The following is a 14,357-nucleotide window of genomic DNA, read 5'->3' as shown; positions in this document are numbered from 1 at the left end:
GGTTAATAATTTGAGGGGGTCACGTTGACTACGCCATTGAAAAAGATAGTGATTGTAGGCGGTGGTGCTGGCGGGCTGGAGCTGGCTACACAGCTGGGCAAGAAGCTGGGTCGCGGTAAAAAGGCCAAAATTACGCTGGTGGATCGTAACCACAGCCACCTGTGGAAACCGCTGCTGCACGAAGTGGCGACCGGCTCTCTGGATGAGGGCGTGGACGCGCTCAGCTATCTGGCGCACGCGCGCAACCATCATTTCCAGTTCCAGCTGGGCTCGGTGGTGGACATCAACCGTGAAAGCAAAACCATCACCCTGGCAGAGCTGCGCGATGAAAAAGGGGAGCTGCTGGTTCCCGAGCGTAAACTGGCGTATGACACGCTGGTCATGGCGCTGGGCAGTACCTCCAACGACTTCAACACGCCGGGCGTGAAAGAGCACTGTATCTTCCTCGATAACCCGCACCAGGCGCGTCGTTTCCATCAGGAAATGCTGAACCTGTTCCTGAAGTACACCAGCAATATGGGTGCGAACGGTAAGGTGAATATCGCCATTGTCGGCGGCGGCGCGACCGGCGTTGAGCTGTCTGCGGAGCTGCACAATGCGGTGAAGCAGCTGCACAGCTACGGTTACAAAGGGTTAACTAACGAAGCGCTGAACGTCACGCTGGTTGAAGCCGGTGAACGAATCCTGCCTGCGCTGCCTCCGCGTATTTCCGGTGCGGCGCACAATGAGCTCACCAAGCTGGGCGTGCGGGTGCTGACGCAAACTATGGTGACCAGCGCCGACGAAGGCGGCCTGCACACCAAAGACGGCGAGTATATCAAAGCGGATCTGATGGTCTGGGCGGCAGGTATCAAAGCGCCTGACTTTATGAAAGAGATTGGCGGTCTGGAAACGAACCGCATTAACCAGCTGGTAACCGAGCCAACGCTGCAAACCACGCGCGACCCTGAAATCTTTGCAATCGGTGACTGTGCCTCCTGCGCGCGTCCTGAAGGTGGATTTGTGCCGCCGCGCGCGCAGGCCGCTCACCAGATGGCAAGCCTGGTGCTGCACAACATTCTGGCGCAGTACAAAGGCAAGCCAATGAAAGCCTATGTCTACAAAGACCACGGTTCACTGGTGTCGCTGTCAAACTTCTCTACCGTCGGCAGCCTGATGGGCAACCTGATGCGCGGCTCAATGATGGTAGAAGGGCGCATTGCCCGCTTCGTGTATATCTCCCTGTACCGTATGCACCAGATTGCGCTGCACGGCTACTTCAAAACCGGGCTGATGATGCTGGTGGGCAGAATCAACCGCGTGATCCGTCCGCGTCTGAAGCTGCACTAATCTTTCACTCCCTCCGGGCCCTCCGGAGGGAGTTTTTAGCATTTCATGCTGTAGATCACAGTTTGACTGCTTAAGAGTTCTCCTAAATACAATATATCTCCTTCCAATGCCCCTTTTTTGATCCTTTATCTGATTGGCGAAGCGTTGCCTCCATTGCAAAATTGTTACCAATAGCAACAAAGGAGGAAGTCCCGTGAATAAATCAATGTTGGCGGGTATAGGGATTGGCGTCGCGGCTGCGTTAGGTGTGGCTGCCGTTGCCAGTCTCAACGTATTAGATCGCGGCCCGCAGTATGCACAGGTGGTTTCTGCTACACCGATTAAAGAAACCGTGAAAACCCCTCGTCAGGAGTGCCGCAACGTCTCCGTGACGCACCGTCGTCCTGTACAGGATGAAAACCGCATTGCCGGTTCTGTTCTGGGTGCGGTAGCGGGTGGCGTGATTGGTCACCAGTTTGGCGGCGGCCGGGGTAAAGACGTAGCGACCGTGGTCGGCGCGCTGGGTGGCGGCTATGCCGGTAACCAGGTGCAGGGCGCGATGCAGGATAATGATACCTACACCACGACTCAGCAACGCTGCAAAACCGTCTATGACAAGTCGGAAAAAATGCTGGGTTATGACGTGACGTACAAAATTGGCGATCAGCAGGGCAAAATCCGCATGGATAAAGACCCGGGCACGCAAATTCCACTGGATGGAAACGGCCAGCTGGTTCTGAATAACAAAGTGTAAAAAAGATGTTCTCTGAATTTAGCTCCTCATGCGCTCAGGCTGAGGAGCTTTTTTTTGCTTCAGATTTTCAGTAGCTCAGGCCACAGCCGCAGCGTGGTTTCGCTAATATGCTGCAGTTTTTCCAGCGTGGCCCCTTCACGGGCGCTGATCGACATCCCCTGCAAAATACAGCTCAGGTATTGTGCCAGCAGCTGAGGGTTGCATTGCGCAGGGATTTCACCGCGCTGCTGGCGCTGAGCCAGAAAGGCGCTGAGCGTCTCCTCCTGCATCGCATGCCGCGATTTCACCGTATTGGCAATCTCTTTAGAGGACGCCGCAAGGGTGGCAGAGGTGTTAATCATAAAGCAGCCCGCAGGCGTATCTTTACTGGTGAAACAGGTCGCGACGGCGGTGAAATAGTCGCGAAGCGCCTGTTCAACGCTTTTCTCTTCGCAGAACAGCTGGGCTTCGTGTTTCGCCGCAAAGCGCGAAATGTATCTGTCCAGCACCGCCCTGAACAGCCCCTCTTTATTGGTAAATTCGGCATACAGCGTCGGCGCTTTGGCTCCGGTGGCTTCTACCAGATCGGAAAGCGAGGTTGCTTCATACCCATGTTGCCAGAAGAGAGTCATGGCCTTATCAAGCGCTGCATCCCTGTCAAACACTTTTGGTCGGCCACGGCTTTTCTTCGCACAACTCGTGACATCGGTTGTCATTTGCCGTTGGTCCTCTGTTGGTTTGGTGAACGACCATTATAAAAATAAACGCAACCCACCACCAGTGCAGAATGCTTAAAAATAAATTAATCATATATATATGAAAAATAACAATTTTAAAATTAAGTTAACGCTCGTTATAAAATTATGTTGACGCGTGACCTGGATCACATTTATGATTTACCTATCGATCGTTAACTAAATGATTAACGACCTCCAAATTCATCTGCTAAAGGTAAACATCATGAAAAACGTAAAAAACCTCATCGCTGCCGCTGTCCTGAGTTCACTCTCTTTCGCAAGCTTTGCTGCTGTACAGGTGCAATCTACGCCTGCTGACCAGCATAAAGTCGGGACAATCTCTGCCTCTGCCGGTACTAACCTGAGTTCCCTGGAAGATCAGCTGGCGCAAAAAGCACAAGAGATGGGTGCAAAATCTTACCGCATCACCTCCGTGACCGGTCCTAACACCCTGCACGGCACGGCGGTCATCTACAAATAAGCCGGGCATAAACCCTCATTTATGCCGCTGCAATAAAAAACGCCCTGCTCAGCAGGGCGTTTTTTTATTTCTGATTTACATCGACTGCGGGACGACATCGTGATGCCGGGTGACATCGGTCGGCATGCCTGATCGCGCTTGCATCGCGCGCTCCATCACCACGCTATTGGTATTGGCATTCGTTTTAAAGCTTACCATCGCGGCATTCAGGTTAATGGGCAGCGTCTGCGGATCGTCGCCGATATTTTTCGATAACGGCTGATGAATCTCAACCAGCCGCACGCCGCCGGGCTCCTCTGAAACCTTAATCGGCGTATTGATAATATTCACTTTGGTTCCCGGCGTAACGACGTTAAACAGCGTTTTGATATCGTCATCGCGCAGACGAATACAGCCGGAGCTGACGCGCATGCCGATGCCAAAATCCGCATTCGTTCCGTGCAGCAGGTAGACGCCGCCGTATGCCGCCAGGCGGATCGCGTGGTGCCCCATCGGGTTATCCGGACCAGCCGGCACCACGGCAGGAAGATCGATCCCCTGGGCCTTATAGCGGGCACGAATGTTGGCCGTCGGGGTCCAGGTTGGATTCGCGCGTTTATCCGAGACGGTGGTGACCATCGTCGGCGTCAGCGTGTCGCCGCCCAGCTGGCCAATACCGATAGGGTAGACGGTCACTTCGTTTTTACCCGGCGGGTAATAGTACAGGCGCAGCTCGGCCAGGTTTATCACCATCCCCTCGCGCGGGGCGTCCGGCAGGATAGTCTGTAACGGGATGGTCAGTACGCTGCCCGCGCGCGGGACATACGGATCGACGCCGGGGTTCGCCTGCAGCAGGGCCAGAAAACCGACGTTATATTTTTTGGCAATCGCTTCCAGTGAACCACCGTTGTTTTCAACCACATGAAAGCGGTTTTCACCCACCACCTTGCTGCCGGGAGGGGGAAGGGGCCAGGTGTTTGCCCGAGCGGGAAGCGCAACCGTAATGGTGGCTGCCAGCGCAAACAGGGTCATCCAGCGAGTAAAACGTGAAGAGGTCATCATCACCATAATCCATATAAATGATAAGGTTATTGTTTTATAAGGCGTTAAGCATAATTATGGCGAATGGGTGTGTCGGGAAGATCGGGTGAAGTGCAAAGAGTTTGTAAATTGTCCCCCCGTAGCGCCGGGCTAACAGGGGGAATGGAGGTTATGCGATCGCGTTCTCTTCCAGCTGGCGCATAAAGTTACGCACCCAGTCCATACGGGTTTTGCGCTCCGTCAGCTCCTGGGTAAATTTGAGACGGGTTGGGCCATCCAGACGGAAATGCTGCGGCTGTTTTTGCAGCAGGCCGATCAGCCACATCGGGTTGACGTGATTCTTCTCGGCGAATTCAATCACGCCGCCTTTTTCATTGCCTTCGAGCTTGCGGATCCCCAGCTTTTGCGCCTGCTGGCGCAGTCTCGCGATGTCCAGCAAATTTCTCGCCGGATCGGGCAGCAGACCAAAGCGGTCAATCAGCTCCACCTTAATCTCTTCCAGCTCGTTCTCCTTCTTCGCGCTGGCGATGCGCTTGTAGAACGACAGTCGGGTATTCACGTCCGGAATAAAATCGTCCGGCAGCAGGGAAGGCATACGCAGCTCGACCTCGGTCTGCTGGCTGGTGAGATCTTCCAGCGACGGCTCGCGTCCGGCCTTCAGGGCATCAACCGCGTTTTCCAGCAGCTCCATATAGAGCGAGAAGCCGATGGTTTCCATCGAGCCGCTTTGGTCTTCACCCAGCAGCTCGCCGGCACCGCGGATCTCAAGATCGTGCGTGGCCAGCGCAAAGCCCGCGCCGAGGTCTTCCAGCGAGGCGATGGCTTCCAGACGCTTTTGCGCGTCGGTGGTCATCGCTTTCGGATGCGGCGTCAGCAGCCAGGCGTACGCCTGATGGTGCGAACGGCCGACGCGGCCGCGCAGCTGGTGAAGCTGCGCCAGACCAAAGTGATCCGCACGCTCAATGATGATGGTGTTCGCAGTCGGAATGTCGATCCCAGTCTCAATGATGGTGGTGCACACCAGCACGTTAAAGCGCTGGTGGTGGAAGTCGTTCATCACCCGCTCCAGCTCGCGCTCGCGCATCTGCCCGTGACCGATAGCTATGCGCGCTTCCGGTACCAGCTCCGCCAGCCTGTCCGCCGCTTTCTGGATATTTTCCACATCGTTGTAGAGGTAGTAGACCTGTCCCCCACGAAGCACTTCACGCAGAATGGCCTCACGCACCACCAGATTATCGTACTCGCGGACAAAGGTTTTCACCGCCAGACGGCGCGCCGGCGGCGTGGCGATAATCGACAGATCGCGCATGCCGCTCATCGCCATGTTGAGGGTTCGCGGGATTGGCGTTGCGGTCAGGGTCAGGATATCGACGTCGGCGCGCATCGCTTTGATGCGTTCTTTATGACGCACCCCGAAGCGGTGCTCTTCGTCGACGATCAGCAGCCCCAGATCTTTCCACTTCACGTCGCTTTGCAGCAGCTTGTGGGTGCCGATCAGAATGTCGATTTTACCCTCGCTGGCCTGTTCCAGAATCTGGGTCTGTTCTTTGGTGCTGCGAAAACGCGAGAGCATCTCGATACGTACCGGCCAGTTGGCGAAACGGTCGCGGAAGTTGTCGAAGTGCTGCTGAGCGAGCAGGGTAGTCGGCACCAGCACCGCAACCTGCTTGTTGTTTTCGACCGCAAGGAAGGCGGCGCGCATCGCCACTTCGGTTTTACCGAAGCCGACGTCGCCGCAGACTAAGCGGTCCATTGCCAGCGGCTGGCACATGTCGCTCAGCACGGCGTTGATGGCCTGGGCCTGATCCGGCGTGGTTTCAAACGGGAAGCTGTCGCAGAACAGCTGGTACTGTTCTTTATCATGCTTAAAGGCGAAGCCCTGTTTGGCCGCGCGCTGGGCGTAGATATCCAGCAGTTCGGCTGCCACGTCGCGCACTTTTTCCGCAGCCTTCTGGCGCGCGCGCGCCCAGGCGTCGCCGCCCAGCTTGTGCAGCGGCGCATTCTCTTCGGCGCCGCCCGCGTAGCGGCTGATCAGATGCAGGGAGGAGACCGGGACATACAGTTTGGCGTCGTTGGCGTAGGTGAGCATCAGATATTCACCTTTGATGCCGCCCGCTTCCAGCGTGGTCATCCCCTGATAGCGCCCAACGCCGTGTTCCAGGTGAACAATCGGCTGGCCCGGGTGCAGCTCGGCCAGGTTACGGATCAGCGTGTCCGGGTTGATGGTCCGACGGCTGTCCTGACGGCGGCGCGCGACGCGCTCGCCCAGCAGGTCGCTTTCGCAAATCAGCGCCAGGTTGTTGAGCGTGTCGATGAACCCGTGCTCGGCGGCGCCAATCATCAGGTAACGACCGTTTCCGGTCGCTTCGCTCAGGCGCAGGATGCGCTTCGGCGCCACCTTAATGCGTCCCAGCAGCTCACCTAACGCTTCGCGGCGGCCTTCACTCTCAACGGAGAACACCACCGGGCCGGTAAAGGACTCCAGGAACTTGCGCAGATTATCCAGCGGGGATTTCTGCTGCGCCTGAACGGCCAGGTCCGGCAGCGTCCTGAAGGCGAGGTTGGTATTGGCGGCCTTATCGGCAAGTGAATCGGTTTTCAGCTGCATGCGCGGCCAGCGCTTCAGCTCGGCGTTGAGCTCGTCGGTGCGCAGCCACAGCGCTTCCGGTGGCAGCAGCGGACGCATCGGGTCAACGCCACGGTTTTCAAAACGGGCGCGGGTTTCGCTCTCAAAGCGGCTGGCGCTGGCGTCGATATCCCCGGTGTTGACAATCAGCGTATTCGCCGGGAAGTAGCTGAACAGGGCAGGCAGCGGCTCGTTGAAGAACAGCGGCTGCCAGTATTCGATCCCGGCAGGAAGCGTGCCTTTACTGACCTGCTGATAAATATGTTCCGCGTCGCGCTTCACCTCGAACCTATCGCGCCACTGGCTGCGGAACAGCTCGATAGCGGTTTTGTCCGTGGGGAACTCATGTGCGGGCAGTAAATTGATCGACTCGACTTCCTCCAGCGTGCGCTGCGTGTCGGCGTCGAATACGCGCAGGCTGTCGATTTCATCATCAAAGAAATCCAGACGATACGGCTGGTCGCTGCCCATCGGATAAAGGTCCAGCAGCGCGCCGCGGGTCGCGTATTCCCCGTGCTCCATCACCTGGTCGACGTGGCGATAGCCGGCACCGTCAAGCTGCGCGCGCAGGGCATCACGGGACAGGCGCTGGCCTTTTTTCATCACCAGCGCGTGACCGTGCAGATAGCTGTGCGGACAGACGCGCTGCATCAGGGTGTTCACCGGCACAATCAGCACGCCGCGCTGCATGGTCGGGAGCTGATAGAGCGTCGAGAGGCGCGAGGATATAATCTCCTGATGCGGAGAGAAGCTGTCATACGGCAGCGTCTCCCAGTCGGCCAGGCTGAACACCAGGCTATCGGTGAACTGGCGAATTTCGTCGTGCAGGCGCAGGGCGTTTTGCATATCCGGGGCAACCAGAATCACCGGGCCTGGATGACGCTCGGCGATCTCCGCCACCAGCGTGGCGCACGCCGCGCCCGTGAGTTCACCCAGCTGGCGCTGGTCGCCCGCTTTGACAGGCAAGGAATAACGATAGTGTTCAGGCATGGCTATGTCAGAGTCTCTTATGGATATACCAACAGTATTGGGGCATATCACTGATACGCAATGTCTTTATTATCCTCGATCGTTTTACATAAGCAAATCGTAACCGCACGGCAGGGCTAAACGCCCCCGAAACGGGGGCGGAGAGGGCATTAACGCGTTGAAGGTGACAGGGTCAGCGTAGAAGGAGGAGAGAAGAAAACGTCCCCAAACAGCGCGGTAGAGATTTTACGCACTCCGAGCCCGGCAAGGGTACAGATAAGCAGGCTGGCAAACGGATAGACCAGGATTAAGCACAGTTCTGCCCAGACCGGCCAGTAAGCGGCATTCATCTCGCCAATCAGGAACAGGCTAAAGGCCTCAATCAGGATGCGGTGGGTGGTGTAAATCGCAATGGTGTTTGAGCCAATCACGTTCAGCAGATTGTTCGGGTGAACGGCATAGCGCTGCTCGAGGCTGTAGAACAGCTTCATGATCAGCACAATCGACAGCAATGAGAGCAGCAGCGGAACGTTAGCAAACCACAGCACCACGGAGACGGCGGCGAAAGCGCCGGTTGCCAGCCAGATGCGGCGCAGGTTGACGCTTTTCATCCACGCCATCAGCTCTGCGCCATACCATGCCCCGAGGCTGTAGTAGATCATGTTGCGTACCACGCTGTTCATTCCCCACCACGGCAGCGGCAGGAAGTTAATCGCGATGCTTGCCAGCGCCAGCAGTGCCAGTACCGGCAGCTTCCAGCGGCTCAGCAGTTTACACAGCGTGAAGTAGACCACCAGAGCATACAGATACCACAGGCTGGTGCTGGCGGTGACCATCCCCAGCACAAAGCCTGAGAACGAGTCGGCGTAGGCCGCGTTCGACGAGGTGGCAAGCTCACGCTCGGGCGCCAGCCAGGCGTTCAGGTGAGTCAACGCCTGCCATTGCAGAACGCCCCACAGCGCCAGGACCCAGACAATGCTCCAGATCCGTTTATCGAGACTGGTTCGCCAGTCCACCTCGTCAATATAACGACGGATCAGATAGCCGGAGATAAAGAAGAAGACCGGCATACGAAACGGTGCGAGATAGAGGTTAAAATAGACCCAGCATTTGGCGAGAAGGCCGGAGAACGGGTGTTGCAGCCCGATCAGATGCGGATAAAAAGTGATAACCGAATGATAGATAACCACCAGGCAGATACACAGCCCTTTTATCTGGTTAATCCATAATGCTTTTTGCTTCATTGTTCGCCACTACCTTATTGCCATAAACGAACGAGCAATTGTTGTAAAACGAAGCCGGGATGTAATGGGTAACAGTCTGTATCCGGCGGTTTTTCGGAAAAGGTGGAGGTTGCGAGACGAGTATTCAGACAATAGCACCCTGATTTATCTGAATTTTTCGGAAGAATGATTACCAAAGCTTACTGTTTCAGTCATTTACGCTTAACGGATTCGCTTATATACTCGTGGGTCTGCTATCAGCAAACAGACGGATTTCATGTATCAACCTGTCGCACTCTTCATAGGCTTACGTTACATGCGTGGGCGCGCCGCGGACCGCTTCGGTCGCTTTGTCTCCTGGCTTTCGACTATTGGCATTACGCTTGGCGTGATGGCACTGGTGACGGTGCTTTCCGTCATGAATGGCTTCGAACGCGAGCTGCAAAACAACATCCTGGGGCTGATGCCGCAGGCCGTTCTCTCATCATCCAACGGTTCGGTTAACCCGCAACAGCTGCCGGAAAGCGCGGCGAAGTTACAGGGCGTCACGCGCGTCGCGCCGCTGACGACCGGTGACGTAGTGCTGCAAAGCGCCCGCAGCGTGGCGGTCGGCGTGATGCTGGGTATTGACCCGGCGCAAAACGATCCGCTGACGCCGTATCTGGTTAACGTGAAGCAGTCCGATCTGGAAGCCGGAAAATACAACGTGATTCTGGGTGAACAGCTTGCCGGACAGCTTGGCGTCAACCGCGGCGATCAGCTGCGCGTGATGGTGCCTTCTGCCAGCCAGTTTACGCCGATGGGGCGCCTGCCGAGCCAGCGCCTGTTCAACGTGATCGGTACCTTTGCCGCCAATAGCGAAGTCGATGGCTACCAGATGCTGGTTAACATTCAGGACGCTTCACGCCTGATGCGCTACCCGGCAGGGAATATTACCGGCTGGCGCCTGTGGCTCGACGCGCCGCTGAAGGTCGATACCCTCAGCCAGCAAAAACTGCCGGACGGCACCAAATGGCAGGACTGGCGCGAGCGCAAAGGCGAATTGTTCCAGGCCGTGCGGATGGAAAAAAACATGATGGGCCTGCTGCTGAGCCTGATCGTGGCTGTGGCCGCATTTAACATCATTACCTCGCTGGGCCTGATGGTGATGGAGAAGCAGGGCGAAGTCGCCATTCTGCAAACCCAGGGGCTAACGCCGCGCCAGATCATGGCGGTGTTTATGGTGCAGGGGGCCAGTGCCGGTATCATCGGCGCGCTGCTCGGCGCCGTGCTGGGGGCCTTGCTTGCCAGCCAGCTTAATAACTTAATGCCGATCATCGGCGCCCTGCTCGACGGCGCGGCGCTGCCGGTGGCTATCGAGCCGCTGCAGGTGGTCGGTATTGCGCTGGCCGCGATGGCCATTGCGCTGCTTTCTACGCTTTATCCTTCCTGGCGCGCTGCCGCCACTCAACCCGCTGAGGCTTTACGTTATGAATAAGATCCTGTTGCAATGCGACAACCTGTCCAAACGCTATCAGGAAGGCACTGTGCAAACCGACGTGCTGCACAATGTGAGCTTTAGCGTGGGTGAAGGCGAAATGATGGCGATTGTCGGCAGCTCCGGCTCGGGCAAAAGTACGCTGCTGCATCTGCTGGGCGGGCTGGATACGCCAACTAACGGCGACGTGATTTTCTCCGGCCAGCCGATGAGCAAAATGTCCTCCGCGGCAAAGGCCGAGCTGCGCAACCGCGAGCTGGGCTTTATCTACCAGTTCCACCACCTGCTGCCGGACTTCACGGCGCTGGAAAACGTGGCGATGCCGCTGCTGATTGGCAAAAAGAAACCGGCAGAAATTAACGCTCGCGCCAGCGACATGCTGAAAGCAGTAGGGCTGGGCCATCGCGGTAACCATCGTCCCTCTGAGCTTTCCGGCGGCGAGCGCCAGCGCGTGGCGATTGCCCGTGCGCTGGTCAACAACCCGCGTCTGGTGCTGGCGGATGAGCCTACCGGTAACCTGGATGCCCGCAATGCGGACAGTATTTTCCAGCTTCTGGGCGAGCTGAACGCCTCGCAGGGCACCGCGTTTCTGGTCGTGACCCACGATCTGCAGCTGGCAAAACGCATGGGGCGTCAGCTTGAGATGCGCGACGGCCATCTGAACGCGGAACTGACCCTGATGGGAGCAGAGTAATGGCGTCACCGTTATCCTTACTCATCGGTTTACGTTTTAGCCGCGGCCGCCGTCGCGGCGGCATGGTGTCGCTGATCTCCGTCATCTCGACCATCGGTATTGCGCTGGGCGTGGCGGTGCTGATTGTCGGCTTAAGCGCCATGAACGGCTTTGAGCGCGAGCTGAATAACCGCATTCTGGCGGTGGTGCCGCACGGGGAGATCGAGCCGGTTAACCAGCCATGGACGAACTGGAGCGATGCGCTCGCCAAAGTCGAAAAAGTGCCGGGCATTGCCGCGGCCGCGCCCTACATCAACTTTACCGGGCTGGTGGAGAGCGGGGTAAACCTGCGCGCCATTCAGGTGAAAGGGGTCAATCCCGCCCAGGAAGCGCGTCTCAGCGCGCTGCCAAACTATGTGCAGAACGGCGCGTGGGCCAACTTTAAGGCCGGTGAGCAGCAGATCATCATGGGTAAAGGCGTGGCCGATGCTCTGAAGGTGAAGCAGGGCGACTGGGTGTCGATCATGATCCCGAACGCCAGCGCCGACCACAAGCTGCAGCAGCCTAAGCGCGTGCGCCTGCACGTCACCGGTATTCTTCAGCTGAGCGGTCAGCTTGACCATAGCTTTGCGATGGTGCCGATGGAGGATGCGCGCCAGTATCTCGACATGGCCGACAGCGTGACGGGCATTGCCATCAAGGTGAACGACGTCTTTAACGCCAACAAGCTGGTCCGCGACGCGGGCAGCGTGACCAATAACTATGTCTACATCAAGAGCTGGATCGGCACCTACGGGTATATGTACCGTGATATCCAGATGATCCGCGCCATCATGTATCTGGCGATGGTGCTGGTGATTGGTGTGGCGTGCTTTAATATCGTCTCGACGCTGGTGATGGCGGTCAAGGACAAGAGCGGCGACATCGCCGTGCTGCGTACGCTGGGGGCGAAAGACGGTCTTATTCGCGCCATCTTCGTCTGGTACGGTTTGCTGGCAGGGCTGTTTGGCAGCCTGTGCGGCGTGGTGATTGGCGTGGTGGTTTCCCTGCAGCTGACGCCAATTATCAACGGGATCGAAAAGCTTATCGGCCACCAGTTCCTGTCGGGTGATATCTATTTTATTGACTTCCTGCCGTCTGAACTGCACTGGCTGGACGTTTTTTATGTGCTGGTTACAGCACTTTTACTGAGTCTGCTGGCAAGCTGGTATCCGGCGCGTCGCGCAAGCCGAATTGATCCGGCGAGGGTATTAAGTGGCCAGTAATTACGTCATGATCTAGCGGCTTTCGGGCCGCCAGGTTAAAAGAGGAATGCGTTATGTATTACGGATTTGATATTGGCGGCACCAAGATTGCGCTAGGCGTGTTTGATAAAGACCTCAAACTACAGTGGGAAACCCGCGTCCCCACGCCGCGCGAAAGCTACGACGAATTTTTAACCGCGATTGCCGCGCTGGTGGCGCAGGCCGATGAACGCTTTGGCGTGAAAGGCAGCGTCGGCATCGGCATTCCGGGTATGCCCGAAACCGACGATGGCACGCTGTATGCCGCTAACGTGCCTGCCGCCAGCGGTAAACCGCTCCGCGCCGATCTCTCTGCCCTCCTTGAACGCGACGTGCGTTTAGACAATGATGCTAACTGCTTTGCGCTCTCCGAAGCCTGGGATGATGAATTCCGCCACTATCCGCTGGTGATGGGGCTGATCCTCGGTACCGGCGTCGGCGGGGGGATTGTCATCAACGGGAAACCAATCACCGGGCGCAGCTACATCACCGGCGAGTTTGGTCATATCCGTCTGCCGGTGGATGCCCTGGAAGTCGTGGGGCGCGATTTCCCGCTGACCCGCTGCGGCTGCGGCCAGCACGGCTGTATTGAGAACTACCTCTCCGGTCGCGGGTTTGCATGGCTTTACGAACACTTCTATCATCAGAAACTTGAGGCCCCTCAAATCATTACCCTGTGGGAGCAATGGGATGCGCAGGCGCGTGAGCACGTCGAGCGCTATCTGGATCTGCTGGCGGTGTGTCTGGGAAATATTCTCACCATCGTCGACCCGGATCTGCTGGTGATCGGGGGAGGGCTTTCAAACTTTACCGCGATTACGGAACGGTTGTCCGGGCGTTTGCCCCGACATTTATTGCCGGTTGCCCGCGTGCCGCGTATTGAACGCGCGCGACACGGGGACGCAGGAGGCATGCGCGGAGCCGCATTCCTTCATCTCACCGATTAGTTTACGAGGTTTCTATGCTGTCGCGTCGCCAGGGTCGACTCAGCCGTTTTCGCAAAAACAAACGCCGCTTGCGTGAGCGCTTGCGCCAGCGGATCTTTTTCAGAGACAGAATGATGCCAGAAGCGATGGATAAACCCAGAGTGGTGGTGCTGACCGGAGCGGGGATCTCCGCCGAGTCAGGAATTCGAACCTTCCGCGCGGCGGACGGGCTGTGGGAAGAGCACCGCGTGGAGGATGTGGCCACGCCGGAAGGCTTTGCCCGCGACCCGGATCTCGTGCAGGCGTTTTACAACGCCCGCCGCCGTCAGCTTCAGCAGCCTGACGTCGCGCCGAATGCGGCGCATCTGGCGCTGGCAAAGCTGGAAGAGGAGCTCGGCGATCGTTTTCTGCTGGTAACGCAGAATATCGACAACCTGCACGAGCGGGCCGGTAACAAGAACATCATCCACATGCACGGCGAGCTGCTCAAGGTTCGCTGCGCCTGGAGCGGCCAGGTGCTGGACTGGAAAGAAGACGTGCTGCCAGAGGATAAGTGCCACTGCTGCCAGTTCCCGTCGCGCCTGCGTCCGCACGTGGTCTGGTTCGGCGAAATGCCGCTGGGAATGGATGAGATCTACAGCGCCCTGGCGATGGCAGACGTGTTTATTGCCATCGGCACATCCGGTCATGTTTACCCGGCGGCGGGGTTTGTCCACGAAGCGCGACTGCACGGTGCGCATACGGTAGAACTCAACCTTGAGCCAAGCCAGGTGGGTAGCGAGTTTGAAGAGAAACACTACGGTCTGGCAAGCACGGTCGTCCCGGAGTTTGTCGACAAGCTGCTGAAAGGGCTGTAAGGGCAATCGCGTGAAAAGGCACCCGCTGGACGGGTGCCTTTTTA

At 57.4% G+C, this 14,357-nt stretch carries 12 protein-coding genes; 8 read left to right on the top strand and 4 right to left on the bottom strand.

Annotation, left to right across the window (positions count from 1 at the left end; translation table 11 throughout):
- Positions 1-24 precede the first annotated feature (24 nt).
- Both P346_RS16965 and P346_RS16970 read left to right on the top strand, forming a co-directional pair.
- Positions 25-1,329, top strand: a complete 1,305-nt coding sequence (locus tag P346_RS16965) for an NAD(P)/FAD-dependent oxidoreductase (RefSeq protein WP_023335290.1) — start codon at positions 25-27, stop codon at positions 1,327-1,329.
- A 193-nt stretch (positions 1,330-1,522) separates the two neighbouring features.
- The gene (locus P346_RS16970; RefSeq protein WP_008500779.1) at positions 1,523-2,062 is read left to right on the top strand and encodes a glycine zipper 2TM domain-containing protein; all 540 of its coding nucleotides are present in this window, start codon (positions 1,523-1,525) and stop codon (positions 2,060-2,062) included.
- A gap of 59 nt (positions 2,063-2,121) precedes the next feature.
- Here the strand turns inward: P346_RS16970 and comR are convergent, their stop codons facing one another.
- Positions 2,122-2,757, bottom strand: a complete 636-nt coding sequence (gene comR, locus P346_RS16975) for a TetR family copper-responsive transcriptional repressor ComR (protein WP_032657993.1) — start codon at positions 2,755-2,757, stop codon at positions 2,122-2,124.
- Positions 2,758-3,001: 244 nt separating this feature from the next.
- On the opposite strand from comR, the gene bhsA reads away from it, so the two are divergent.
- On the top strand, positions 3,002-3,259 hold the full coding sequence (gene bhsA / locus P346_RS16980; RefSeq protein WP_032658329.1) for a multiple stress resistance protein BhsA: 258 nt from the start codon (positions 3,002-3,004) through the stop codon (positions 3,257-3,259).
- A gap of 75 nt (positions 3,260-3,334) precedes the next feature.
- Here the strand turns inward: bhsA and ldtC are convergent, their stop codons facing one another.
- The 3 genes from ldtC to P346_RS16995 all read right to left on the bottom strand — a co-directional run bounded on the left by ldtC (position 3,335) and on the right by P346_RS16995 (position 9,118).
- Positions 3,335-4,300, bottom strand: a complete 966-nt coding sequence (gene ldtC, locus P346_RS16985) for a L,D-transpeptidase LdtC (RefSeq protein ID WP_032657992.1) — start codon at positions 4,298-4,300, stop codon at positions 3,335-3,337.
- A 148-nt stretch (positions 4,301-4,448) separates the two neighbouring features.
- Positions 4,449-7,895, bottom strand: coding sequence for a transcription-repair coupling factor (gene mfd / locus P346_RS16990; RefSeq protein ID WP_032657990.1), 3,447 nt, complete (start codon positions 7,893-7,895; stop codon positions 4,449-4,451).
- Positions 7,896-8,044: 149 nt separating this feature from the next.
- The gene (locus P346_RS16995) at positions 8,045-9,118 is read right to left on the bottom strand and encodes an acyltransferase family protein (protein WP_032657988.1); all 1,074 of its coding nucleotides are present in this window, start codon (positions 9,116-9,118) and stop codon (positions 8,045-8,047) included.
- Between the two features lie 256 nt (positions 9,119-9,374).
- Here P346_RS16995 and lolC point away from each other — a divergent pair, with 256 nt between their 5' ends.
- From lolC to cobB, 5 genes are read left to right on the top strand one after another with little or no spacing between them, the layout of a single operon-like run.
- Positions 9,375-10,574: a lipoprotein-releasing ABC transporter permease subunit LolC gene (gene lolC, locus P346_RS17000; protein ID WP_032657987.1), complete on the top strand. Its 1,200-nt coding sequence runs from the start codon at positions 9,375-9,377 to the stop codon at positions 10,572-10,574.
- Positions 10,567-11,268, top strand: a complete 702-nt coding sequence (gene lolD, locus P346_RS17005; RefSeq protein ID WP_008500772.1) for a lipoprotein-releasing ABC transporter ATP-binding protein LolD — start codon at positions 10,567-10,569, stop codon at positions 11,266-11,268. Before lolC ends, lolD begins: the two co-directional genes overlap by 8 nt.
- Entirely contained in the window at positions 11,268-12,512 is a 1,245-nt protein-coding gene (gene lolE / locus P346_RS17010; RefSeq protein WP_032657985.1) for a lipoprotein-releasing ABC transporter permease subunit LolE, read from the top strand. Before lolD ends, lolE begins: the two co-directional genes overlap by 1 nt.
- 53 nt (positions 12,513-12,565) lie before the next feature.
- The gene (nagK, locus tag P346_RS17015; RefSeq protein WP_032657983.1) at positions 12,566-13,477 is read left to right on the top strand and encodes an N-acetylglucosamine kinase; all 912 of its coding nucleotides are present in this window, start codon (positions 12,566-12,568) and stop codon (positions 13,475-13,477) included.
- Positions 13,478-13,491: 14 nt separating this feature from the next.
- Positions 13,492-14,313 (top strand): Sir2 family NAD+-dependent deacetylase, encoded by an 822-nt coding sequence (gene cobB / locus P346_RS17020; RefSeq protein WP_032657982.1) that lies wholly within the window; start codon positions 13,492-13,494, stop codon positions 14,311-14,313.
- The last annotated feature ends 44 nt before the right edge of the window (positions 14,314-14,357 follow it).

The sequence above is a fragment of the Enterobacter sp. DC1 genome, assembly GCF_000568075.1.
GTDB classification, from domain to species: Bacteria; Pseudomonadota; Gammaproteobacteria; order Enterobacterales; family Enterobacteriaceae; genus Enterobacter; species Enterobacter asburiae.
The sequence above is the reverse complement of the archived record's forward strand: the minus strand, read 5'-3'. Positions and strand labels throughout refer to the sequence as shown.

Coding starts and splice junctions, on each gene's coding strand:
- nagK (WP_032657983.1), top strand. CDS start 12,566: ATGTATTACGGATTTGATATTGGCGGCACCAAGATTGCGCTAGGCGTG.
- mfd (WP_032657990.1), bottom strand. CDS start 7,895: ATGCCTGAACACTATCGTTATTCCTTGCCTGTCAAAGCGGGCGACCAG.
- cobB (WP_032657982.1), top strand. CDS start 13,492: ATGCTGTCGCGTCGCCAGGGTCGACTCAGCCGTTTTCGCAAAAACAAA.
- bhsA (WP_032658329.1), top strand. CDS start 3,002: ATGAAAAACGTAAAAAACCTCATCGCTGCCGCTGTCCTGAGTTCACTC.
- ldtC (WP_032657992.1), bottom strand. CDS start 4,300: ATGATGACCTCTTCACGTTTTACTCGCTGGATGACCCTGTTTGCGCTG.
- lolE (WP_032657985.1), top strand. CDS start 11,268: ATGGCGTCACCGTTATCCTTACTCATCGGTTTACGTTTTAGCCGCGGC.
- lolC (WP_032657987.1), top strand. CDS start 9,375: ATGTATCAACCTGTCGCACTCTTCATAGGCTTACGTTACATGCGTGGG.
- comR (WP_032657993.1), bottom strand. CDS start 2,757: ATGACAACCGATGTCACGAGTTGTGCGAAGAAAAGCCGTGGCCGACCA.
- lolD (WP_008500772.1), top strand. CDS start 10,567: ATGAATAAGATCCTGTTGCAATGCGACAACCTGTCCAAACGCTATCAG.
- P346_RS16995 (WP_032657988.1), bottom strand. CDS start 9,118: ATGAAGCAAAAAGCATTATGGATTAACCAGATAAAAGGGCTGTGTATC.